At 49.9% G+C, this 22411-nt stretch carries 21 protein-coding genes and 1 tRNA gene; 12 read left to right on the top strand and 10 right to left on the bottom strand.

What is annotated here, in order from left to right:
* Nucleotides 1-83: 83 nt before the first annotated feature.
* From QQL65_RS03360 to QQL65_RS03350, 3 genes are all read left to right on the top strand, one after another.
* Nucleotides 84-488 (top strand): DUF427 domain-containing protein, encoded by a 405-nt coding sequence (locus QQL65_RS03360; RefSeq protein ID WP_284362028.1) that lies wholly within the window; start codon nt 84-86, stop codon nt 486-488.
* 141 nt (nt 489-629) lie between these two features.
* The gene (locus QQL65_RS03355; protein WP_284362027.1) at nt 630-1556 is read left to right on the top strand and encodes a pirin family protein; all 927 of its coding nucleotides are present in this window, start codon (nt 630-632) and stop codon (nt 1554-1556) included.
* Nucleotides 1557-1726: 170 nt separating this feature from the next.
* Nucleotides 1727-2371, top strand: coding sequence for a nucleotidyltransferase family protein (locus QQL65_RS03350; RefSeq protein WP_284362026.1), 645 nt, complete (start codon nt 1727-1729; stop codon nt 2369-2371).
* On the opposite strand, the gene QQL65_RS03345 is transcribed toward QQL65_RS03350, so the two are convergent.
* The 7 genes from QQL65_RS03345 to QQL65_RS03315 all read right to left on the bottom strand — a co-directional run bounded on the left by QQL65_RS03345 (nt 2339) and on the right by QQL65_RS03315 (nt 7615).
* Nucleotides 2339-3466, bottom strand: a complete 1128-nt coding sequence (locus QQL65_RS03345; protein WP_284362024.1) for a DNA alkylation repair protein — start codon at nt 3464-3466, stop codon at nt 2339-2341. The genes QQL65_RS03350 and QQL65_RS03345 overlap by 33 nt on opposite strands.
* 3 nt (nt 3467-3469) lie before the next feature.
* Nucleotides 3470-3967: a lysozyme inhibitor LprI family protein gene (locus QQL65_RS03340; RefSeq protein WP_284362022.1), complete on the bottom strand. Its 498-nt coding sequence runs from the start codon at nt 3965-3967 to the stop codon at nt 3470-3472.
* Nucleotide 3968: 1 nt separating this feature from the next.
* Nucleotides 3969-4646, bottom strand: coding sequence for a DUF599 domain-containing protein (locus QQL65_RS03335; protein WP_284362021.1), 678 nt, complete (start codon nt 4644-4646; stop codon nt 3969-3971).
* 70 nt (nt 4647-4716) lie between these two features.
* Nucleotides 4717-5463, bottom strand: coding sequence for a hypothetical protein (locus QQL65_RS03330; RefSeq protein WP_284362020.1), 747 nt, complete (start codon nt 5461-5463; stop codon nt 4717-4719).
* A complete protein-coding gene (locus QQL65_RS03325) occupies nt 5460-6161 on the bottom strand; it encodes a fluoroquinolone export ABC transporter permease subunit (protein WP_284362019.1) in 702 nt (233 codons plus the stop codon). Before QQL65_RS03325 ends, QQL65_RS03330 begins: the two co-directional genes overlap by 4 nt.
* On the bottom strand, nt 6158-7003 hold the full coding sequence (locus QQL65_RS03320; protein ID WP_284362018.1) for an ABC transporter ATP-binding protein: 846 nt from the start codon (nt 7001-7003) through the stop codon (nt 6158-6160). The genes QQL65_RS03325 and QQL65_RS03320 overlap by 4 nt, the downstream gene beginning before the upstream one ends.
* Nucleotides 7004-7615 (bottom strand): TetR/AcrR family transcriptional regulator, encoded by a 612-nt coding sequence (locus QQL65_RS03315; protein ID WP_284362017.1) that lies wholly within the window; start codon nt 7613-7615, stop codon nt 7004-7006.
* Between the two features lie 376 nt (nt 7616-7991).
* Here QQL65_RS03315 and QQL65_RS03310 point away from each other — a divergent pair, with 376 nt between their 5' ends.
* Nucleotides 7992-9635 (top strand): hypothetical protein, encoded by a 1644-nt coding sequence (locus QQL65_RS03310; RefSeq protein WP_284362015.1) that lies wholly within the window; start codon nt 7992-7994, stop codon nt 9633-9635.
* Nucleotides 9636-9663: 28 nt separating this feature from the next.
* Here the strand turns inward: QQL65_RS03310 and QQL65_RS03305 are convergent, their stop codons facing one another.
* Nucleotides 9664-10260: a TetR/AcrR family transcriptional regulator gene (locus tag QQL65_RS03305; RefSeq protein WP_284362014.1), complete on the bottom strand. Its 597-nt coding sequence runs from the start codon at nt 10258-10260 to the stop codon at nt 9664-9666.
* 101 nt (nt 10261-10361) lie between these two features.
* On the opposite strand from QQL65_RS03305, the gene QQL65_RS03300 reads away from it, so the two are divergent.
* Complete coding sequence (locus QQL65_RS03300) at nt 10362-11399, top strand: alpha/beta hydrolase family protein (RefSeq protein WP_284362013.1); 1038 nt, start codon at nt 10362-10364, stop codon at nt 11397-11399.
* On the opposite strand, the gene QQL65_RS03295 is transcribed toward QQL65_RS03300, so the two are convergent.
* Nucleotides 11400-12440, bottom strand: coding sequence for an aldo/keto reductase (locus QQL65_RS03295; RefSeq protein WP_284362011.1), 1041 nt, complete (start codon nt 12438-12440; stop codon nt 11400-11402).
* Between the two features lie 224 nt (nt 12441-12664).
* Between QQL65_RS03295 and QQL65_RS03290 the strand changes: the two genes are divergently transcribed.
* The 7 genes from QQL65_RS03290 to QQL65_RS03260 all read left to right on the top strand — a co-directional run bounded on the left by QQL65_RS03290 (nt 12665) and on the right by QQL65_RS03260 (nt 21118).
* Nucleotides 12665-12741, top strand: a tRNA-Met gene (locus tag QQL65_RS03290).
* A gap of 142 nt (nt 12742-12883) precedes the next feature.
* Nucleotides 12884-15355: an ATP-dependent helicase HrpB gene (gene hrpB, locus QQL65_RS03285; protein ID WP_284362010.1), complete on the top strand. Its 2472-nt coding sequence runs from the start codon at nt 12884-12886 to the stop codon at nt 15353-15355.
* Nucleotides 15356-15487: 132 nt separating this feature from the next.
* Nucleotides 15488-16897: a sigma-54 interaction domain-containing protein gene (locus QQL65_RS03280; RefSeq protein WP_284362008.1), complete on the top strand. Its 1410-nt coding sequence runs from the start codon at nt 15488-15490 to the stop codon at nt 16895-16897.
* Between the two features lie 264 nt (nt 16898-17161).
* Nucleotides 17162-18238: a TRAP transporter substrate-binding protein gene (locus QQL65_RS03275; protein WP_284362006.1), complete on the top strand. Its 1077-nt coding sequence runs from the start codon at nt 17162-17164 to the stop codon at nt 18236-18238.
* Nucleotides 18239-18311: 73 nt separating this feature from the next.
* Nucleotides 18312-18920, top strand: coding sequence for a TRAP transporter small permease subunit (locus tag QQL65_RS03270; protein WP_284362004.1), 609 nt, complete (start codon nt 18312-18314; stop codon nt 18918-18920).
* Between the two features lie 2 nt (nt 18921-18922).
* Nucleotides 18923-20290 (top strand): TRAP transporter large permease, encoded by a 1368-nt coding sequence (locus tag QQL65_RS03265; RefSeq protein ID WP_284362003.1) that lies wholly within the window; start codon nt 18923-18925, stop codon nt 20288-20290.
* A 15-nt stretch (nt 20291-20305) separates the two neighbouring features.
* The gene (locus QQL65_RS03260) at nt 20306-21118 is read left to right on the top strand and encodes a 3-hydroxybutyrate dehydrogenase (protein WP_284362002.1); all 813 of its coding nucleotides are present in this window, start codon (nt 20306-20308) and stop codon (nt 21116-21118) included.
* On the opposite strand, the gene QQL65_RS03255 is transcribed toward QQL65_RS03260, so the two are convergent.
* Nucleotides 21115-22341 carry an APC family permease gene (locus QQL65_RS03255; protein WP_284362001.1) on the bottom strand — a complete coding sequence of 409 codons (1227 nt, stop codon included), beginning with the start codon at nt 22339-22341 and terminating at the stop codon, nt 21115-21117. The two genes, QQL65_RS03260 and QQL65_RS03255, sit on opposite strands and share 4 nt — an antisense overlap.
* Nucleotides 22342-22411: the final 70 nt, after the last annotated feature.

The following is a 22411-nucleotide window of genomic DNA, read 5'->3' as shown; positions in this document are numbered from 1 at the left end:
CATATTCCAACCGAGAGCGCACGCTTGTATTCTGGCCCTTAGATTATGAATTAAGAAGATACGGATAGGCATAGGAGCGCCTAATGATCAACGATATCGCACCGAACGCGCGCAGTGTTTTTGCTGACGCAATAGTTCGTAATCCGCGCAACCGAGATCACTATATGCATATTCAGCCGGTTGGTGTGTTGGTTGAGATTTATGTGGTCGATGAATTGATTGCGCAAAGTGAACAGGCAGTTTGGTTGCAAGAGACTGGGAAGACCATTTATCCGCCCCGCATTTATTTGCCGAAGACAGATTTGCGCCAGGAATTGTCGGTATTGGACAAGAAAACGCATTGTCCACTGAAAGGTGATGCATCCTATTATAGTTATTACGGCAAAGAAATCGCGTGGAGCTATGACATTCCCTTCAACTTTGCGCGAACCATCAAAGGTTTAGTCTCGTATTGGCCCGAGCGGGTTCGTATGGAAATTGGCGTTTAACGCGACAAAGGCACATTTTTGTTTCCACCTAATCTGGGAAAAGACTGTTTCCGTTTTGGCGGTTAATCTTATTTATTGTGCACTTATATTGACCGATAACAGGGGCGGCGCATGGACTGCCCCACATATCGGGAGACAAAGATGTCTATTCGACCAGTAAAGAAAACAGTTTCCGCGCAACCCACGATGGAAGGCGCAGGCGTTAAGTTGCATCGGGCGTTTGGCTTTCATCAGCCGCGCGAGCTAGATCCGTTCTTGTTGTTCGATGATTTCCGCAATGAACATGAAGAAGACTATATTCAGGGCTTTCCTTGGCATCCGCACAGGGGCATCGAAACCATTACCTATGTCCTTTCCGGTTCCGTGGAGCATGGCGACAGCTTAGGCAACAAGGGCGAGCTAAACGCCGGTGATGTGCAATGGATGACCGCTGGCTCTGGCATCATGCATCAAGAAATGCCGAAAGGTAACGAGAATGGGCAAATGCATGGGTTTCAATTGTGGGCTAACTTGCCCGCTTCAATGAAAATGACAGCGCCACGCTATCAAGATGTGGAAGCAAGCGACGTTCCAACAATTGTCGATGATGATGGTACATCCGTACGGGTGGTTGTTGGCGAATTTTGGGGCAAAAAGGGCCCTGTGGATGGCATTGCCGCTGATCCACAATATCTTGATATTTCTGTGCCCGCGGGCGTGAGGAAAACGTTCAAAGTTGATACATATCGCAATACTTTTGCATATGTGTTTGCCGGCTCCGGCAGTTTTCGTGACGCCTCCAAACCTGTTGGTGTGCTTACTGAAAAAGAAGTGGCAGGTGAGGAGCTACATATTCGCGACATGAGCGGCGATCGTACCCTTGTTTATTTTGACACCGGCGACGAGGTGGTTGTGCAAGCTGGTGACGAAGGTGTGCGCTTTTTGCTGATTTCGGGCAAGCCGCTGCAAGAGCCGGTGGCGTGGCATGGGCCAATTGTTATGAATACACGGCAAGAGCTCATCGATGCGGTAAATGAATTGCAGGCGGGCACATTCATTAAACAAAGTGGTGCCGATTGGCGCGGCTAATGCGAATAATCATGCTCTGACGGGACCAAAGTTTGTTCCGTCAGGGTCGAATTACTCACTTCGAAAACTTACTTTGGAATCAAAGGCTTTGCATTTTTCAAGGTCTAAAACTGCAAAATCGTCAAATTTGTTCTCTATGTGTTCTTTGTGAAATATGCCATATGGTGGCCATGAAACATTTGAGATTTGCTGATTTACCATTTGATGAACAGAGCTGCGCGCTCAAGGAAATTATTCGTTCTTATCCTTTGATGATGGACGTTCTAAAGCGCGCACGCGATATGGAATTGCCCGATCATTGGATTGTATCGGGTGCAATTTACAATAATATTTGGAATTATTTGACCGACCGTCCTTTCATGCAGGGCGTGAAGGATATTGACCTATTTTACTTTGATCGCTCAGATTTGAGCTATGAAGCCGAGGATTTGGTGATTAAGCGAGCAGAACAAGTTTTTGCTGGCATCAATCCGCCGGTTGAAGTGCGCAATCAGGCGCGGGTGCATCTTTGGTACAAAGATCATTTCGGTCAGGACTATGCGCCACTGACTTCTGCTGAAGAGGGGATTGACCGTTTTGCGTCGATTACCCACGCAGTGGGTGTCCGCATGCGGCAGAACGATCAGCTGGAGCTTTACGCGCCATATGGATTGAACGAAATCTTTTCGTTCCGCGTGACGCCGAACTATGTTCTGGCGAATGAGAAAACACACATCACTAAAGGAGTGCGTGCGTTGCAGCATTGGCCTGAATTGACGATCGTACCCTGGGATGAAGAAGCGTCACAGGGCGAGATCAAACGACAGGCGTCCTAGCGTTTCGCCATTGCACAATATTTCGATGGCGTGCTCGCCAGCATAGAAAGTGCGTGTCGTGATCTGTTTGATCTTGTGCGCCTTTTCAACCTGCATTTTCTGGCCGGCATCTAACGTTCCGGTTTTTAGTTTGAAAACTTTTGGCGAGAGCGAGCCGTTGGCCATTTTGAAATAGATGGCATAGTCCAGAATAATGGGCTGTGCGACATCACTTTTGCTTTCCAATTCGAAGCTAAAGTTCAGGTTCTCGCCTAGTTTGAGTTGATCGGCTTTGAGCTGAAAGCTATTAAAATCTGCTTTGATTTCGCCATAACCTAGGGCAGTGAGAGTCGGTTTATGTCCCTTTTTGATCAGCGTCCGGCACGCGTGACGGACGAGGCGTTCGCGGTTTTTGTCCGCGCCTTTCAGCCATTGTTTGGCGATTTGCGCCACCAATTCGGGTTGGTTTTTGGCAATGTCATTGATGTTGTTCGCTACAGAACGGCGCACATATTCTGTTGGGTCGTCTTTCAACTTTTCCAATATTGGCAGAATTGGCGTGGGGTCTTTGACGAACTGCTGAATACGCAGGCCCCAGGGCAACAAAGGTCGACACCCTTCTGATGCAAGGCGGCGCACATGTGGGTTATCATGCGTTGCCCAGCGGGCGAATTGCTTCATGGCTGCATCAGGGTTGGCGATGATGAATGGGCGCACGGCAAATTCAGCGCTAAAGCGCTTGGTGAGCTCCTCAAGAACGGCGAAACTCTTGTCAATTTCATCGTGCCCAATTTCAGCAACAAAGTCAGCCATTGGCATAATGGCAAAACCGCTTAGGCCCTTGGCGCCTTCTTGGGTTGTACCGCCATCAACTGGCGCTTCGGGGCCCAAGGATTGGACTAAAATCGGGCCCGCAACGTCAATATCATTTGGCAAAGTTGCCACCATTGCGTCGCGAATTTGATTGGATCTTTGTTTGAGCTCAAGCGCTTCAAAGTCTTTGGTGGCAAGCTCAACAAATTGCGCTTGGTCAAATGTAGGGTCGGCAGCGCCAAACAGCGCTGCCATCTTTTCAATCAATGGAATATTGAAAAAATTCTTGAACGGTTCTGGCATAGGTTAGAGGTTTATCCATTCCAAGTAACCTTCAAGCTCAATCGCACGGCTCGCTGTTTTGTCCAGAACGCAGCTTGTGTAGAAAGTTGAGCGGATCGTGCCTTCTTTCCAATATTCATAATTGAAGTCGCAGTCTGCATCACGGAACTTGATCCAAGCGCGCTGAGCGTCCCGCAGTTTGGTGAACTGTTCGCTGGTTAGATTGTCTTTGAGATCTTGATAGAGGAAGTTGAGGTGCTGATCCCACCACGCATTTTCGTGCATGGTACATTCACTCATGCCCACTGTGCTGCTGCCACCTGGTTCGTCCATGCAAACGCGCGAAGCCGCACCAATGCATTCCCGCATGGAGATGTTTTCACCATCCGCTTGGTATTGATGCACGGTCTCAATGCATTGCTGCATGTTGATTTCGTCTTCGGTGGTAAATTCTTGCGCATGGCTTGTGTTGGTCATGCTTAGCGCTGCAATGGCCGCGAGCGGCAATATCAGTTTGGTCATTTTAGTCCTCACTTGAGTTATTGGCGCCTGGCAATAAAGAAATTGCGTTGCGCGCGGCAGAAAAATATTCGCGGTAAATAATGAAGCCAATCGTGCCGATGGCCATGATCATGCCGATTTCACTGGAAAGAAACCAGCCCACATTGGCGAGAGAAAAATAGTAGGCTCGAATGCCATTATTGAAGTGTCGCGCGCCTTGCGCGTTTAGGTTGGCCATAGCTTCAACTTCTGCCGGATCGCTATTGACTGAGTGATCAGCGGCGCCGAGCAAAATACAGAAATGGTTGAAGTGGCGGAGCGACAAGGTGAAGGATAAAAATGCCATCACCGTCATGACAAGCATCACCACGAAGTGGAACTGATAGTCAAAGTCCGTGTATGCCTCGCCCCAACTCATTGACCGGATCGTTGGCAGCAAATCGTTGAGTTGGCCAATGACCGCAAACATCGCCAAAATCAACAGCACAGATGTTGATGCAAAGAATGATACGGCACTCATGATGTTGCCTGTCAAAATGCCGTCAATCGGGGTGTCGCGGCGCACTGCATTTTGAACCCACCGCAAGCGTTGCGTGGCCATAAGAGCTGACATTGAAGCACGGCGTCGGCCTATAATCCGGCTAAACAGCCCGTAAAAGGCCCAAAACAACAGGGGCAGTAGTGTCGATAAGAGCGTCATGCGCTTGTGGCCTCACCATCTTTTTTGCCCGATCATAGCGCAAAAATTGAATGTGGCGAGGTCATTTTGGCTATAAATGTTCATAGCGGCGGATCGAAATGGTCAGCATTGCCGCAAGCCAAATTAGATGCACCCCAAATGCGATAAAAATTGAGATTGCTGTTGGGATGTAAGTTGCTGTGGAAAGCATATAAATTTCACCAATCCAATAGCTGGGGAACACCCCGCCAAATAGTCGCCAAGGGCTGGGGAAGGCGGCAATGATGGGGAAGAGTATGCCCATGTTAAGCAGCTTTGAAAGCGCCAAGCCCTCAACCTTGTTGCTGGCCAATGCCAACAAAATTAGCGCAACAGTTGCTGTTTGTGCCCCAACAAGGCCGCAGATCAAAATGGTCAACTCAATGGGTTGGTTGGGAAAAATCAGAAACGACGTGAACCAAGTAAGCCCGCCGCCAACCATTGCCGCGAGTATGAGGCGGTAGCTAAAGAAGCCGATTTTGCCAAAAGACGTGGTTTCGATGGCTAGAAGTGTGTGATCATCTCTGTCTTCAAGCAATAAGAAGCCGGAAACCCAACCAAGCAAATAGGCAGGCAGCAAAAGGGCGCACGGGGCAAGAAATGTTGACAGGGTTTCAACGGAGAAATGTGTTTGTCCAAACTGGTCTAGGTCTGTTGAAAATCGCGCGAAAAGTAGCGGCGGGATGACGCTCAAAATCGTCACCATCAGCAAAATTGGATCGCGTGAAATGTTGAGTGCGTCTGATTTGAATAGATGCCAAATGCGGTTTGGAAATGGTGTTTTTTGCAACGAGTTCATTTGTCACCTAGCTCAGATTTAAGAAGGTGCTGCGTGAAACAAAAGCTGCCTATAGCACCACTCATGCAGCTCAACACGCAGACAGTTATCACCGCCAAGCTCGCGCTGCCGACACTAAATCCGACAAGCAATAATTTGAGTTGTGCGGTTGGCGGCAGGATGAAGGCATAAAGCGGTAAAGGGTCAATCAGGTTGAGAGCAGCGGGGGCGATGAGTGGCGTGACAAATGGCACCGAACCGATCAGATATCCATTGATGGTTTTGAAGCGTAAGGCAACAATCGCCCCAATTGAAATAAACATGATGGATGTGGTTGCCGTTGCAAACAGGATTATAGGCATCGCCTGGATCGGCGTTTTTGCGCACAGCGCAATCACCACCACTGCACCTAGTGCAATAATGGTGAGGCTTATTGATTTTGCGGCAAGATATTGTGTTGGTGAGATCGCTGACATGGCCAGCGCGGTGCGCACATTTTCTCCCTTTTCGAGCATCATCAAGCCGCCAAGAAAGAAGAAACCTAAAACTGCTGGATCAGAGTAGATCAGAATGGCGATTGCCCAGTTTGGCAACGCATCCTGGGCCGAAATGATGATTGTGGCATAAAGGGCGACAACGACAATATAGGCGGCGATAATGCGATATCGCCATTGCAGGCGAAAGTCATTTTGGATTAGGGCGACAAGTTTCGGGGTCATTGGTTGACGACCTTGATAAAAACATCGTCCAAGCTGGCTTCCTTGGTGTGCAAGCTTAGAATGTCGTCATTGTGCATGAGCTCCAAGAACTCTTGGTTGCGACCAATATCCTGCATTGCAAATTCATAGATTTGGTTTGGCTGCGCACTAGCCGTGGTAACTTCTAATGTGCGTTTGCCGAACCTGTGTTTTAAGTCCGCCGGACTTCCAATCAGTGGAATTCTGCCATTGTGCAAGAACGCGACCTGGTCGCATATTTCATCTGCTTCTGCCATATTGTGTGTGGTCAAGAAGATGGTTTTTCCTTGTGCCTTTAGACGCAGAATCAGATCGCGCGTTATGCGTGCCCTTGCAGGGTCTTGCCCGGTTGTTGGCTCATCAAGAAACAAAAACTCGGGATCGTGCAATAAAGCGCGGCACAGATTGAGCCGCATTTTCATTCCCTTGGAAAAACTCTCCACTCGTTTGTCTGCATCTTCCTCAAGGTCGACCAGTGCAAGGCATTCATTCACTGGCATGGTTGCCCCGCTATAAAGTGCACTAAACAGTTGGAGATTTTCGCGCGCCGTTAAGCGCTGGTATAGAGCGGGCAGTTCAAAACTCACCCCGATCCGATCGTAAAATGTACGGTCAAGGTCCGTAATGTTTTGGCCAAACATTTGCACTTTGCCATCATAGCCGCGCAATTGGCGCATCAATATGCGTTGGGTTGTGCTTTTGCCTGCACCTGAAGGTCCAAGTAGCCCGAACACCTCGCCCTTATCGATTGAAAATGTGACGTCATGCAGCGTTGGTTCGCTGGCCTTTGCATAGCGAAATTTGAGATGTTCTACGTTCAGCATCTAGTTTCCACCCTTGTCTACAAGTTTGAACTGGAACAAATCGCGTAAGTGAGAAAGGGACGTGTTGAACATCTCTTTGGGTAAGAGGTCTCTTTGCATAAAGGTGCAGAACACCAGCACGGACAGTTCGGTGATTAAGGTTGGGCTTGCTGACTTGAAGTAGCCGCGGGTTTGCAGATCAGCGGTAAGAGAGGCGAAAAACTCAATATCACCCTGCTGATGCGCGGCCATCTGTTCTGGGCCAATTTTGCGTGCGAGATGTTCCATCTCGCCTGGTTGCATCATCACAGCAATGAATGGATCGGTTTCGATTGAACTTGAAATTGCGTCAAATATGACGCCGATTAGGTCCGTTTCTTTGCCGCTAAAATCTTGTGCAAGGCGGGTGAGTTTATCGCGGTGCACGGCTTCGCGTTTTTCAATTATGGCAAGAAACAACTGCTCTTTAGCTGGAAAGAAGTTGTAGAATGACCCCTTGGAAATACCTGCGGCGCGGCAAATGTCTTCAATACGTGCAGCGCGGAGCCCGCGCAAGGTGAACTCCTTGTGGCCGATTTCACAAAGCTGTTCAATAATTTGGGCGCGCTCTTTTTCGCTAAAGTGTTTCGCCATTTTTTTTTGGTGTCCAACGGTTATGTTTGTTCATCGCGTTTGGGCGCTTCAGCTTTGCCTTTTTCAAAATCAGCCGGTCGCCCAAGCGAGTTTTGCGGCTGTTTCAGTTATCCTGCACCTGTGTTCTTGAGGGCAAGAGTTGTTATCACTCACATAAACAAGCAAGCACAATTGCAACGCCTGAGTCAATGACCAAATAAATCATTTGGTCATTGTGGTAGGGTTGTGGGGGCTTTATCGCGGTGTAGTCGACTGGCGTTCGGTGTGGACGCTGCGGGTAGCGTTGTCGGAAACCGCACGGCGGTGCCAGTTGAAGGAAAAGTAATTTTAAACTAGGCTTTGCTGGATTTTACACTCTAGTTTCAGCGGTTACAAAATGCGCTTTCTCATTGCCTTCGTTCTATTATTGTCTGCTCCTTCTATCGCACTTGCGCAAATTTCCAATTTTGCAAAAAGCGGCAATTGGACGATAAATCACTACGCATCAAATGATAGCTGCGAGGCATTTTCTAACGGAGCGAGCGAATATCTCACCTTCGCGGTGCGCCCAAACGGCAGTCGGAATTTCTATTTCACCAGTAAGAAGCTGAGCTGGGTCGACAAGGACAAAAGCTACAAGGTCAAAATATCGACCGATAAATACTATTGGAACGGTACGCTTTCAGCTTATCGCAGTGATGATGGCACAGGCACTCTATATATGACTGCCGTGAAGGCAGAGTTCTTCTCCGACCTAAAACGCTCAAATAGACTGCGGCTTGATGTTGATGGCGCCACATATGGGCCAATGTCCCTCAAAGGATCATCTAAGGCGATTGAGATATTAATGGCGTGCGCCGAAGCCGCCAAGGCAGGTGCGTTTAAACCGGCAAAGCCGATTGAGCTGCCTTACGCGACACTTTCAAATTGGGATGGCGACAGTCTGGGGAAGAGGTTCTCTGTATATGATTGGACCATGCGGGTAGAGCGGGAAGAAAACTTAGACGGTTCTGCTGATGTTTATCTGATCGCTTCGCACAAGAAGGGGCCTGAGCGGACAATCAAACTTGAGGATTCGTCGTTCCCTTCCGGCGCTTGGGGTGTGTTTCCGTTCGAATATAATAGTGAAGCGCTTTATTTCACATCGTTCACCGGCGGCGCGCATTGTTGCACCAAGGCCGTGCTGCTCAAACCGGATGGCAATCATATAGATGTTGGCACGTTCGATGGCGAAGGGCCCGCGATCAAGGATTTAGATCATGATGGGGATTATGAATTCCTCACATATGACCACCGTTTTCTTTACGCGTTTGCCTCATATGCTGAATCATTTGGACCGCTTGAAATCTTGCGGTTTGATGGTCGTGAATTGCGTAACGTAACGATGGATCCAAGATTTTCAGATTTCTTGATGCGCGACTTTATTGATGATCTTCAGCAAATTTCGAATGATGAGGCTTTGCGACAGTCTCAAGGTTTGGTCGCAGGTGTTTTGGCAAAGGCGGCTCAATTGGGTATGTACCAAGCCGTTGCGCCGAACTTTGAAGATTTGCTCGGCAAGCTGTCAACGGACTGGGATTTGTCGTGTTCACCACCAACTTGTGGGCAAAAAACTGAGTTCCAAAGTTTTGGCGCAGCGCTGGTATTTTGGTTGAACGAGTGGGGATATCAAACCAATGACGCCCTGCCCGATGAGGCGTTGGACTATTTCGAAACACTTGCTGGACTTGGTCCTGAAAAGTCGTCGGAAGGTGCAGAAATGGCCTGCGGCGACCGAAGTTTTGAGTTTGTTGTGGATCGAAAAAATCGAATGGCAAGGTCCTTAGGTTGGGAACATCGCTGCACTGTCACCAAAGCGATTGTCATGGGTGATAGCGCCTTGGCGCATGCGCTTTGTTGGGGTGAAGGAATGGTTTGGTCTGAATATCATCAACTCGAACATGATGGAGATGATCTTTATATGACCACTTGGGATCAACATCCGACGACGGTGTTTGGTCGATCTACAAGCAAAGCAACAGCGCGAAAAATCTGTCGCTAGATAAATCTAATCTGATTGGTGCAATGTTCTATTGCTGAAATAGGGTGGCGATCATTTTGTCCAGGTTGCTCGTTAGTTGTTTTCGGTCAGGAGCAGCGTCGTTGGCGGTTTGGCTTGTGATGCCATCAAACAGAGCTAGGACAATGTAAATGGCTTCCGGCACGTTGACGGATTTGGGTAAGCCTTTGTTTTGTTGGGCTGAAACAAAGATTTCAATAAGCTCGCGTTTGAATTGATCTTCTACCTCGGAAAACACACGATGCACGTCCTTGTTGCGTGACGCTTCTGTGCTGATTTCGATCATTAGCCGGGCAAAGTCTTTGTTCAACAGCGTGTCCAACGTGTCAGGTAAGGCCTGCTGTAGGCCGACAACCGGATCTTTTGCGTCTCTGAGGAACTCAATCAGTTCTTGGTTTTGTTGATGTTCGTGCGCAGCAATCGCTTCAATGATCGCCTGCTTCGACGGATAGTAGCGGTAGAGTGCGCCAGGACTGATTTTGCTGGTTTTGCAAATTTCCTGCATCGAGGTTGTGTGTATGCCGTTGGCAATAAAGCATTTTCGTGCGGCGGCCAAAATTTGGCTTTTGCGCTTTACATGCAGGGCTTCGTTTTTCGTGCGGGCCATTGGAACTCACTTCAATTTGTCGAATGACTATTCTAAAAAAGAATTGCGCCAATCTCAAGTTGTGTTATTACGAGAATGATTATTCTGATTATGGGGCAGGTATGCGCATAAAATCTTTGCCGCTTGGGTTGGGCGTCTTATTGGCGCTGTTGTTGGTTCTAGCCAGTTTTTGGTTTTTATCGCCTGACAGCAGCTATGAGGAAACGGCATTTGTCTTCAATCACGAAGGACAGCCTATAAAGGGAAAATTGATCAAGCCTTTGGGCTCCAAAATTGGGCCGATCGATTGCGTGGTGATGGTGCATGGCGATGGGGCGATGACCTATGATGCGCACGGCTATTTTGCCCCATATTTTTCTTTTTTTACCCAGCGCAACATTTGCGTTTTATCTTGGGACAAGCCTGGGGTCGTTGGGGCGCAAGGGAACTGGCTTAACTATTCGATGGCGGACCGTGCGACGCTGGTTGGTTCTGCGGTCCAGGCGCTCCGCCGCCACCCCCAGCTTGATGTTGGCCGCGTTGGATTGATGGGCTTTTCCCAAGCGGGATGGGTAATGCCAAAGATCAATCCAAGGGAGCAAAATATATCTTTCTATATATTTGTATCTCCGGCGGTGAATTGGATGCGTCAGTCCAGCTATATGAGCGAGTTGCGGCGTGGTGCTGAACCGCAACCTATCGAAGAAAAACGCGCTGATCGTGCTTTGGATCAGTTGCTTCTTAGGGGCGCATCATATGACGCTTTTTTGTCGCTTGCGACTGAAGAAGCCAGCATTGATGCGTCGTGGTTCTCAAAGGAGCGGTGGGCGTTTGTTGCCGAAAACGCAAGGTCTGATTTATCTGAAGACTTGAAACAATTGCGCCACAAGCCAGTCTTGCTTTTGACTGGCGCTCGCGATGGACAAGTTGATGCAACTGAAACCATGGCTGTGTTTAGCGATATATTAGGTGATCAATTGACTGCGCATATATTCGAGACAGCGGGTCATTCGATGATTGGAGTTGATGAACGCAAGCCAATGGACGATGGCGATGGGCTTTGGTTGTTGCTGCAAGTTATGTTGCAGGGCCAAGATGCTTTTGTGCCAGGCTATTGGGCGGCAATAGATGATTTCATCGCCGCCCAGAAATTCGATTAATTAAATTGGGCGCGGGAATTGGCGATAAATCTCAGCAATTCCTTTATTTACCTCGTCGCTCAACGTGATGTCTTTCGCTGCGATATCGGTTTTGAGTTGCTCCATATTGGTGGCGCCAATAATCACCGACGTCATAAAGGGGCGATCAAGGGCGAACTTCAGCCCCATTTGACAAACATCTAGGCCATGCTTTTGCGCCAGTTCGATATAGGCTTGAATGGCAGGCTCGGAATGGGGGTTGTTGCGATAGGTTGCACCAGCAGCCAATTCGCCGCGAGAGCCTTTTGGGATTTCGCCACCCAGATACTTGCCAGACAGAGCACCGGCTGCAAGTGCAGAATATGCAAGCAGCCCCACATCTTCATGATGGCTAACTTCGGCCAGGTCATGGTCGAAATAGCGGCGCAACAAGCCATATTCATTTTGGATGGAGACCATGCGCGGCAAATCGTGTGTTTCTGCAAGCCGCAAATATTGCATCGTGCCCCACGCTGTTTCATTGGAAAGCCCCACATGGCGGATTTTTCCATCGCGCACTAAAGCGTCAAGAGTTTCCAAGACCTCAAGCATGTTGACAAGTTCTGCCGCGGTGTCTTGGGTTGAAGGGTTGTAGCCATATCCATTTTCGAAATGGTAGTGACCACGGTTGGGCCAGTGCAATTGGTATAGATCGATGTAATCAGTTTGCAAACGCTCAAGGCTGCCTTCAACGGCTTTGCGGATTGAGCTGGCTTCGATCTTTTGACCATCGCGAATCCAAGAAACCCCTTTGCCGGCAACCTTTGTGGCGACGATAACGTCTTGCCGTCGTCCCGTTTTCTTGAGCCATGTGCCAATGTATTTTTCAGTTAGCCCATAGCTTTCAGCCGTAGGCGGCACAGCGTAAAGCTCTGCGGTATCAATAAAGTTCACCTGTTGGTCGAGCGCATAGTCGAGTTGCTCGTGTGCATCTTGTTCGGTGTTTTGACGGCCCCATGTCATGGTGCCCAAGCAGATTTCACTGACCTTAAGGTCAGTACGACCAAGTTTGTTGAATTTCATCTCATGTCTCGCAATTTGGGTGGGGTTGCCAACCTAACCTATATGGCGCGTATGGCACAAGATTAGAGCTGCTCAAGGGGGATAAAAAAGTTTTTTGAAAAAGAGTGTCATTAAGGGTTCACATTCAGATCAAAGCACCCTATATAGGCGCAGTCCGGTGATCGTCGGACGACAAAACGGCCAAGGCCGTTACTTCTTAAAGACAGCGACTGTCTTGATTTTGGCGCGGGGTGGAGCAGCCCGGTAGCTCGTCAGGCTCATAACCTGAAGGTCGCAGGTTCAAATCCTGCCCCCGCAACCAAAATCTCTTTTTCTTCACCACTGATTTGTCGATTTCTTCGCTTTTGTTGAGCTGCGCGCACTTTATGATTTCGCGGCTGTTTTGGATGCGCCGCACGCCACGCCTTCTTTGCTTTGCATGGGATTTCCCATATGTAGTGTGAATGACCATCAACTTTTCGCCCCTCCCTATTGATGATGTTTTAGATCAGCTTCGTGAAACGCTGAACGATCAGTCGTTTGCCCTGCTGGTGGCTGCGCCTGGTGCAGGTAAAACCACGCGTGTTCCCCTTGCTTTGCTTGATGCAGAATGGCGCAAGGGTGGGCGTATCATCATGCTGGAGCCAAGGCGGATTGCCGTAAGGGCGGCGGCACATCGCATGGCGCAGTCGTTTGGGGAAAAGGTTGGAGAGACTGTTGGCTATCGGGTACGGCTTGATGCGCGCGTAAGCGCAAAAACCCAAATCGAAGTGGTCACCGAAGGGGTATTCACCCGCATGATTTTGGATGATCCCGAGCTGGAAGGGGTCGCCGCTGTCCTTTTTGATGAATTTCATGAGCGGAGCCTTGATGGTGACCTCGGCCTTGCGTTAGCGCTGGATGCAGCGATTTTGCGGCCTGAACTGCGTATTCTCATTATGTCGGCAACACTTGATAGCGCACAAATGTCCAAACAGTTGGCGGATGCGCCACTGATTGAAAGCGAAGGGCGTGCCTTTCCGGTTGAAACAATATATGCGCCTTCAAAATCGGACGTTTTGCTGGAAGATCATTTGGTTCGCACAGTTCTGGACGCACTTGATAAAGAGCGGGGCTCGATATTGGTGTTTTTGCCAGGGCAGGCAGAGATTCGTCGGGTTGCGGCACGGTTGTCGGCGGCGGCGCCTGATGATGTTGATGTCGCTCCGCTTTATGGGCGGCTGACGCCGGACCAACAGGACTTGGCGATTGCGCCAGCGAAGGTGGGGCGACGCAAGGTTGTGTTGGCCACATCTATTGCGCAAACATCTTTGACGATTGAAGGTATTCGGGTTGTGGTTGATAGTGGGTTGGCGCGGGTGCCCGTTTACGAACCGGCCACCGCATTGACGCGTCTTGAAACGCGTACGATTTCGCAAGCGGCTGCGACCCAACGGCAGGGCCGCGCAGGTCGAGTGCAAGCTGGGGTTTGCTATCGCTTGTGGGCAAAAGGGCAAAATGCGGCTCGCCCGGCTTTTGATACACCAGAAATATTGGCCGCCGATCTGACGTCACTTGTGCTCAACCTTGCGCGGTGGGGTGTGTCAGACCCAAAGCAAATGCAGTTTGTTGACCAACCCCCGACGTCTGCATGGGCGGAAGCGGTTGTCTTGCTTAAAGATTTGGATGCGCTGGATGAAAGCGGGCAGATCACCGCGCATGGGCGGGCGCTGGTAGCATTGCCCATTCATCCCCGGCTCGCACATATGATCCAAAAATCTGCAGCAATTGGATATGGTCAACGCGCCGCAGATATCGCGGCGCTGGTTTCAGAACATGGTCTGGGTGGTGAAGTGACAGACCTTGAGAATCGACTGCAAAACTTCTTGTCAGATCGCAGTGGTCGCGCAAATGAAGCAAAATCGCTTGCACGTCGATGGGCTAAACAAGTGGGTGGTGGGGCTGCCGCAAAAGAAGAAGTTAGCGTTGGCCGGTTGATTGCTTATGCCTATCCGGATCGTATTGCGCAGGCAGCTGGAAAGCCTGGTCGTTTTCGACTGGCGAATGGGCGCGCTGCAGCACTTCCAGAAACAGATCGGCTTGCACAGGAGAAATTTCTGGTGGTGACGGATATCACTGGGCAGGCTGCAAATGGGCGAATTCGGGCCGCTGCGCGGATTGATCTTGATGAAATTGAGGCGGATTTTTCGTCCCATATTGTTGAGGAAACACGGCTCGAGTTCGATGCTTCGTCGCGCTCTGTCCGCGCGCGGCGCGTGCGCGCGTTCAAGAAACTGATCTTGGCCGATGCGCCGACCAAAATTGAGGATTTTGATGAGGCGGCAAGAATGCTTTGTTTGGGCATTCAACAGCTGGGCGTTGAATCTTTACCTTGGACGAAGGCGCAAAAAGCGATGCGGGGTCGAGCGACTTATTTACATACGACACTTGGTGCGCCCTGGCCCGACCTAAGCGATTTGGCACTGCAAGATGATGTGACGAGCTGGTTGGCGCCATGTCTATCTGGCGTGATCTCAATTTCAGGAATTGAGCCGCAAATGTTGGATAATGCGCTGATGGGGTTGTTGCCATGGAACTTGCGCAACCAAATGGACCAGTTGTTGCCCTCGCATTTTGAAGCGCCAACCGGTTCGCGCATTGCAATAGATTATGGCCATGAAACAGCTCCGGCAATTGAGGTGCGGGTGCAAGAATTGTTTGGCCTCACAAAGCATCCCGCTATTGCTGATGGCAAAATCCCATTGCTTGTTATCTTGTTGTCGCCAGCACATCGCCCAATCCAAATGACGCGAGATTTGCCCGGGTTTTGGCGCGGTTCTTGGGCGGATGCGGCTAAGGATTTGAAAGGGCGCTACCCGCGTCATTTTTGGCCAGATGATCCGGTGGCGGCAAAGCCGACTTCGCGTGCAAAACCAAACAACGGTTCGCGGCGTTAGAATTATCCATAAGGCACTATTCTTGATGTGGCGCTGCCGATTGCATATGAATGAGGACTTGATGCTTGATTTTTCAAGGATCCAATGTACCGCTAGACAATGATCCGTTCGTTGCGAAATTGAAAGCTGCCTGTGTCCCAAATCGGTGAGAAACCCTTTAGCCCAGAAATGTTGCAGAGCCTGCTTGAAGAAATGGGCGACGGCGCAATCGCGATTGATGCGAAGGGCAAGATCACTTGGATCAACAAGAATTATCATATTTTGTTGGGCATATCGGCTGATGTTGATCCGCGGGGCGAAGATATCGAGGCGCTTATTCCTGAAAGCCGTCTCAAAGAAGTGGTGCGCACGGGCAAATCGATACTTATTGACATCATGAATTTTGATGATCAGCAATTCGTGGTCAGTCGTTTTCCGTTGAAAGACGCTAATGATGAGATTGCTGGCGCAATTGGTTTTGTGCTGTTCGACAAGGTGGAGCCACTGGCGCCCTTGATGCAGAAATTTGAAGTGCTGGGTAAACGTCTCAGTTTGGCTGAGAAAAAGCTGGCAGAGGCCCGGCGTGCGAAATATTCGGTTGCGAGTATAATCAACCGCTCTCTCAAAATCGACAAGGTGAAAGAACAAACACGTGCTGTCGCTCAACATGACAGCCCGGTGTTGTTGCGGGGTGAAACAGGCACCGGCAAAGAGCTGTTCGCGCATGCCATTCATAATGCGTCAGCGCGGCGCAATGGCCCGTTTGTTGCGCTCAATGTTGCGGCAATTCCAGAGGCCTTGTTGGAGGCTGAGTTTTTCGGCGTAGCTCCCGGCGCTTACACGGGCGCGAGTGACAGGCAGCCGGAAGGCAAGTTGGCGTTGGCGCGGCATGGCACGCTGTTCTTGGATGAAGTTGGCGACATGCCGCTTGCCTTGCAAGCCAAGCTTTTGCGTGTTCTGGAAGAAAAAGAATTTGAGCCCGTTGGCTCCAATGTCATCCAGCCGGTGGATGTGCGGATTGTGGCGGCGACGTCGCTCGATCTTGAAGCGATGGTGAAAAAGGGCACGTTTCGACGCGATTTCTATTATCGACTAAATGTTCTCAAAATTGACATTCCGCCGCTTCGGGAGCGGATCGAAGACGTGCCGGTTTTGTGCGACTATTTCTTGGAAGAGTTTTCGCAGCGCAGCGGCGACCCTGTGCGTTTGATGAGCGATGGTGCCGTTAGCCATTTGTGTGCATATGATTGGCCAGGCAATGTGCGTGAACTGCGCAATGTGATTGAGCGCGTGTGCGTCCTCTCGCAGGCCCCGGTTCTAAATGAAGATGCGTTCGCAGATGTTGTGCCCATAGACCAAGTGACCAACGATGCAGTTCGGCCACTAAGGGCAGGCGAGGCGGTTTCCGCTGAGAACCTTCCCTTGCAAATTGCGCAGTTGGAACGTCGCGCGATTGGTGAGGCGTTGCGCATGTGCGGCGGGCACAAAGGTAATGCGGCAAAGCAATTGGGCATCTCGCGCTCACAGCTCTATGACAAACTCAAACTTCATGATTTGTCTTGATTTCACACAAAATTGTCTGATTTCCACGCAATTCACTTTATCCTAGCAATTTCAGTCACTTGTTGGTCGGTTTGGTGTTTTTGTATGGAATTCATACAAAAATTGCTATTTTGTCATCGAACCTCAAACTAATATAAGTCTTTGAAATAATTCATTTTTCCCTCCAGATTGTCAGTTGGCATGGCCATTGCACTGCATGGGGCAAGATCGTGCGCGTCGAATGGAAAGGCGTGCGCGCATCTTTTCCATTCAAGGGAGGATAATATGGAAGCGATAAATCTAAAATCAGTGGCCAAAAAAGTGGCGGCGCCAGCAATGGCTGCGCTGGTCATGTCTTCGGCTATGGTGCCAGCACAAGCGGGTGAGCCGATGCGTTGGCGCGTGCCGGTCGCGTTTGGCACGCATTTGCCAGCTCTGGGCGATAACATCAACTATGTGGCCGAAGCGCTGGACGCAGCAACAGCTGGCGAAGTGCAGTTTAAAGTGTTTGAGCCGGGCAAACTGGTTGCGCCATTGTCAATCACCGAAGCGGTGAAAGACGGCAAAATGCAAGCCGGCTATACGTGGCTTGGTTACGATCAGGGCCGTATTCCAGCAGCCCCATTGTTGGCGGCGCGCCCGTTCGGCATGGAGCCTTGGGAATATACAGCTTGGTGGTACGAAGGTGGTGGCAAGGCGCTTGGTGAAGCGGTTTATGCTGAGCATGGCGTGCACCCAATTCTTTGCGGTATTATTGGCCCAGAAACCGCTGGCTGGTTCCGCGATGAAATCAAATCACTTGATGATATTGATGGTCTCAAAATTCGCTTTGCTGGCCTAGGCGGTAAAGTGATGCAAAAGCTTGGTGCGTCGGTAACGGTGTTGCCAGGCGGGGAAATCTTCCCAGCTTTGGAAAAAGGCGCGATTGATGCGACCGAATTTTCTATGCCAGCAATCGATCAGTTGCTTGGGTTTGATAAGATCATCAAGAACAACTATTTCCCAGGTTGGCACCAAACCTACACAGCCTTCCACTTGGTTGTGAATTCAGACCTTTGGGCTAGTTTGCCTGCGGATCGCAAAGCTTTGCTTGATATGGCGTGTACTGCTGGTGTGATGCGCAACATTTCAAAAGGTGAAGCGATCCAAGGTGCGGTCATTGCTGGCTTCGATGAAAAAGGCGTAACGGCGAACACATTGCCGGACGAGTTGCTGCGTGAATTGCAGGTCATCACCAATGAAGTAATGCAAGAAGAAGCGGCGAAAGATGATCATTTCAAGACCATCTATGAGTCTCAAGAAGCCTTCTCAGCGGAATACAAAAACTGGAAAAGCCTAGCTTATTTGCCACGCGATTTTTGATCGATAGGCAGAATTGAGCTTTGGGGCAAAGCCTTGTTTTGAGGGAGGTCTGCTTTTCGAGCAGAAAACATAAATGACAATAAAAAAAGATCTGGAACATCCAGAACATATGCTCGAAGAGCCGGGCCACGCTTATGGCGAGTTTTTGCCCACAACGGCTTTTTCAAGAATAGTCGATCGCGCATTGCGTGCGATCGGCAACGGTGTCAGCTGGGTTTGGATTTTGCTGCTGGCAACCATCGTGATCAATGTGGTGTCGCGCTATGTGTTTGGCAAAGGCCGCATTGAGTTTGAGGAAATCCAATGGCATTTCTATGCCATCGGTTTTTTGATCGGACTTTCTTATTGCCTTACAACCGACGATCACATTCGGGTAGATGTGATCGCTGAGATCTTCTCGCAAAAGGTCAAAGCTTGGGTGGAAACGTTTGGCATCATTTTCTTGCTGCTCCCGTTTTTGGTTTTCGTGATCATCTATGCGGTGCCGTTTTTCACCTATTCGCTATCAATCAATGAAGTTTCAGGCTCACCAGGCGGATTGCCTGCGCGCTGGGCGATCAAATCGTTCCTTATTATCGGCTTTGTGTTGCTGCTGTTCGCTGCTTTGTCGCGTCTATCGCGCACCCTCGCTTATTTGATGGGGCGCCGCGCCACATCTGTTGAACAGAGCGGAGGGCGATGATCATGGAATTCAATGAGATATTGTGTATTTCGATGTTCGCAGCGTTCATCGCGCTGCTGTTCACCGGCTTTCCAGTCGCTTGGATTTTGGGCGGATTGGCCGTCGCATTCACTGCGCTTGGTTGGTATTTGTCTGCCTATACCGATCTGTTTGCCAACAGCTTTTATTCCGTGGATTGGGCCTATAGTTCGGCCACAGTCGATCGGATTTGGGACGTTATGCACAATTGGGTGCTGGTTGCGTTGCCGATGTTTGTGTTCATGGGCTTAATGCTTGATCGTTCAGGATTGGCGTCAAAGCTTCTAACCGATTTTGCCAAATTGTTTGGTCGGGTCAAGGGTGGCTTGGCGGTCACTATAGCGCTGATTGGCATCTTGCTCGCGGCATCCACTGGGATAATTGGCGCATCGGTTGTGTTGCTCTCGGTGCTTGGTTTGCCGGTGATGATGCAAGCAAAATACTCCAAATCATTTGCATCAGGCGTTGTATGCTCGGTTGGAACTTTGGGTATTCTGATCCCACCTTCGATCATGCTCGTGCTGATGGCCGATCGCTTGGCGATTTCAGTTGGTGACTTATTCTTGGGGGCTTTGATCCCCGGTGTGTTGCTTGGCTCGATTTACATCATCTATATTTTGGTGGTCGCAAATTTCTCAAAAGATATGGCACCGCGCCCCGACAATGTGGAGCCGATTACGGGCAAACTTGTTTGGAATGTGTTTTTAGCCGTGCTGCCACCTGCTGGTTTGATATTGGCAGTGCTTGGTTCCATTTTTGCCGGCATTGCGACGCCAACAGAAGCATCTGGCGTTGGCGCGTTTGGGGCACTCTTGCTCGCGTTTTTCTCGGGCAAGTTGAATTGGCAAGTGTTGAAAGATGTTTGTCGCGAAACCACTAAAACAACCGCCTTTATCTTTGCCATTTTCCTTGGGGCAACTGCGTTTTCGTTGGTGTTCCGGGGGCTTGGTGGAGATGAGTTGATCGAAGGTGCGTTGCTTGGGCTGCCGTTTGGGCCAACAGGTATTATCATCACGATTTTGGCATTCACATTTTTGCTTGGCTTCTTCCTTGATTGGATTGAAATCACCTTGATTATTTTGCCGCTTGTTGGACCCGTAGTGGCCGGTCTCGGGTTTGATTTGGTGTGGTTTACGGTTCTGTTTGCGGTATGTTTGCAAACCTCGTTTTTGACCCCGCCTGTAGGCTTTGCTTTGTTCTATTTGAAAGGCACTGCCCCTGAAGGGATTAGCGTAAAACACATTTACGCAGGCGTTTTGCCGTTTATTGGCTTGCAATTATTGGGACTTGTGCTTGTCTTTGTATTTAAAGACTTGGTGACATGGTTGCCTTCAATTGCGTATTCGAATTAGCGGCGGATAGGTTTTATGACAATTTCGATGTTGGACGGCTCGTCAGCACTTGCGGGTAAGTGTGCACTGGTTACTGGTGGTACAAGTGGCATTGGTTTGGGGATTGCCAAGCGATTGAAGACTCTTGGCGCCAGCGTGATCATCAATAGTCACGAAACGCCTTCTGATGTGCAACCTGCACTAGACGATTTGAACAAGCATGATGGGCCCGATGTGCGTTTCGCGCAGGCGGATATGTCAGCGCATGTCAATATTGATGAGATGATGGATGCGCTCAAGCGTGACCAGATCAGTTTTGATATTTTGGTCAACAATGTTGGTATCCAACATGTGAAGCCTATTGTGGATTTTCCAGTTGAGAAATGGCAGCAAATTCTCGAGATCAATTTGTCCTCATCGTTTTACCTGAGCAAACATGTGTTGCCACATATGAAAGCGAAGAAGTGGGGACGGATCATCAATATTGCTTCGGCGCATGGATTGGTGGCGTCGGCCTATAAGTCGGCCTATGTGGCGGCAAAGCATGGCATTTTGGGCCTAACCAAAGTCGCCGCGCTGGAGCACGCAGAAGATGGCATCACCTGCAATGCCATATGTCCTGGATATGTTTGGACACCTTTGGTTGAGCAACAGCTAGCAGATCAATGCAAGGTGCATGGCCTGAGCAAGCAAGAGGTGATTGAAAACATCATGCTGCAACCCCAGCCCACCAAGAAATTCGTGCAAATTGACGAAGTGGCGGAATTGACCGGGTTCCTGTGTGGCGATCTTGCTGGCTCGATCACCGGCACCTCACTGGCCATTGATGGCGGATGGACCGCCCGCTAAGTCCAGTTTGATAGTTGGTTGATCATCTCGATTGCCAGCAAGCCAGCAGACAAAAATGCACCCACTAGTCCTAGCAACTTCCAGCGTTGAAGGCTGGGTGCTGCATCTTTGCGGCTGCCAATGCGCCACAGCGAGAAGTTGACCAAGGTGAATACCACCAAGATTACTGCTGACGTAGTGCGGGCCAAGCCGCCCAGTGGGAAAATCAGCGCTAAAATAGCGATCAAAACGGTCACCAAAATGGTGGCGCGGATCGGGGTTTGGCGAGTTGGGTGCAGTTTGGAAATCGCTTTGGGCAGCAAACCTTCTTTGCCCATGCCAAACATCACCCGTGATGCCATGACGATTTGCACCAAAATGCCGTTGACCATCGCGATCGTGGCTGCTGCTGCGATCAAGTCTCCATTGCCGCCGGTGAGCTGGGCAAACAAAGTCGCCAAAGGTGCCTCTGAATTGGCTACTGCATCCGGGTTAGGCGCGGATACGGCAACAAGCGCAACAAGGGCGTAGATCAACACCGTGATGATGAGCGTGCCGATGATGGCGCGCGGTACATTGATGTGTGGGTCGATTGTTTCTTCCGCCATGTTTTCAATATCTTCAAAGCCCACAAAGGCAAAGAATGCCAAAAGTGAAGCAGAGAAAATCGCAGGCCAAAGTGAAAAATCGGTTGGGGGAGCGAGGCCGTTCACCCAGTTGGCCGGCACGGTCAAGTGTTCAGCACCAAACCACACAATGACAATGAGTGCGCCAAGTTCGATGGTGGTGACGATAGCGGCAAAAATAACGCTGTGGGTGACGCCAAGGCATGCAATCGTTGCCATCGTCACAAGGATCGCTAGCACCAGAATAGGCGCTGGAATGGTTATGAGTTGTCCCAAATAACCCGCGAACGAAAGTGCGATAACAGCGCTTGAAACTATGGCAGTAATAGTGACGCCAATGCCCACCAAGCGAGCCCAGTTGGGGCCCATCCCGATATTGACAAAAACCGCTTCGCCCGCGGCGCGTGGGTAAACTGCTGCCAGTTTTGCATAAGACAATCCTGTTGCCGCGGCGATGATGCCTGCAACCACAAAACCAATTGGCGCTTTGTTGCCAGCGATCAGCATGGCTTCGCCGATCAGCGCAAAAATGCCCGCGCCAATTGTTACCCCGACGCCATAGAAAATCAGCATCGGCAAATTCAGCGTTCGTTTTAATGTTGTTTGTTGTTCTGACATTTTCAGCGTCCCCATCGATCTAACTAGTAAGCTAGCAGCAATTTTGACGCTTGTTTTGATTCATCTCAAG

Origin of the sequence: Maritalea porphyrae (genome assembly GCF_030159895.1) — a bacterium.
GTDB lineage: Bacteria > Pseudomonadota > Alphaproteobacteria > Rhizobiales > Devosiaceae > Maritalea > Maritalea porphyrae.
The sequence above is the reverse complement of the archived record's forward strand: the minus strand, read 5'-3'. Positions and strand labels throughout refer to the sequence as shown.

Coding starts and splice junctions, on each gene's coding strand:
- QQL65_RS03255 (WP_284362001.1), bottom strand. CDS start 22,341: ATGTCAGAACAACAAACAACATTAAAACGAACGCTGAATTTGCCGATG.
- QQL65_RS03350 (WP_284362026.1), top strand. CDS start 1,727: ATGAAACATTTGAGATTTGCTGATTTACCATTTGATGAACAGAGCTGC.
- QQL65_RS03330 (WP_284362020.1), bottom strand. CDS start 5,463: ATGAACTCGTTGCAAAAAACACCATTTCCAAACCGCATTTGGCATCTA.
- QQL65_RS03355 (WP_284362027.1), top strand. CDS start 630: ATGTCTATTCGACCAGTAAAGAAAACAGTTTCCGCGCAACCCACGATG.
- QQL65_RS03265 (WP_284362003.1), top strand. CDS start 18,923: ATGGAATTCAATGAGATATTGTGTATTTCGATGTTCGCAGCGTTCATC.
- QQL65_RS03305 (WP_284362014.1), bottom strand. CDS start 10,260: ATGGCCCGCACGAAAAACGAAGCCCTGCATGTAAAGCGCAAAAGCCAA.
- QQL65_RS03360 (WP_284362028.1), top strand. CDS start 84: ATGATCAACGATATCGCACCGAACGCGCGCAGTGTTTTTGCTGACGCA.
- QQL65_RS03325 (WP_284362019.1), bottom strand. CDS start 6,161: ATGACCCCGAAACTTGTCGCCCTAATCCAAAATGACTTTCGCCTGCAA.
- QQL65_RS03295 (WP_284362011.1), bottom strand. CDS start 12,440: ATGAAATTCAACAAACTTGGTCGTACTGACCTTAAGGTCAGTGAAATC.
- QQL65_RS03340 (WP_284362022.1), bottom strand. CDS start 3,967: ATGACCAAACTGATATTGCCGCTCGCGGCCATTGCAGCGCTAAGCATG.
- hrpB (WP_284362010.1), top strand. CDS start 12,884: ATGACCATCAACTTTTCGCCCCTCCCTATTGATGATGTTTTAGATCAG.
- QQL65_RS03270 (WP_284362004.1), top strand. CDS start 18,312: ATGACAATAAAAAAAGATCTGGAACATCCAGAACATATGCTCGAAGAG.
- QQL65_RS03345 (WP_284362024.1), bottom strand. CDS start 3,466: ATGCCAGAACCGTTCAAGAATTTTTTCAATATTCCATTGATTGAAAAG.
- QQL65_RS03260 (WP_284362002.1), top strand. CDS start 20,306: ATGACAATTTCGATGTTGGACGGCTCGTCAGCACTTGCGGGTAAGTGT.
- QQL65_RS03275 (WP_284362006.1), top strand. CDS start 17,162: ATGGAAGCGATAAATCTAAAATCAGTGGCCAAAAAAGTGGCGGCGCCA.
- QQL65_RS03320 (WP_284362018.1), bottom strand. CDS start 7,003: ATGCTGAACGTAGAACATCTCAAATTTCGCTATGCAAAGGCCAGCGAA.
- QQL65_RS03335 (WP_284362021.1), bottom strand. CDS start 4,646: ATGACGCTCTTATCGACACTACTGCCCCTGTTGTTTTGGGCCTTTTAC.
- QQL65_RS03310 (WP_284362015.1), top strand. CDS start 7,992: ATGCGCTTTCTCATTGCCTTCGTTCTATTATTGTCTGCTCCTTCTATC.
- QQL65_RS03315 (WP_284362017.1), bottom strand. CDS start 7,615: ATGGCGAAACACTTTAGCGAAAAAGAGCGCGCCCAAATTATTGAACAG.
- QQL65_RS03300 (WP_284362013.1), top strand. CDS start 10,362: ATGCGCATAAAATCTTTGCCGCTTGGGTTGGGCGTCTTATTGGCGCTG.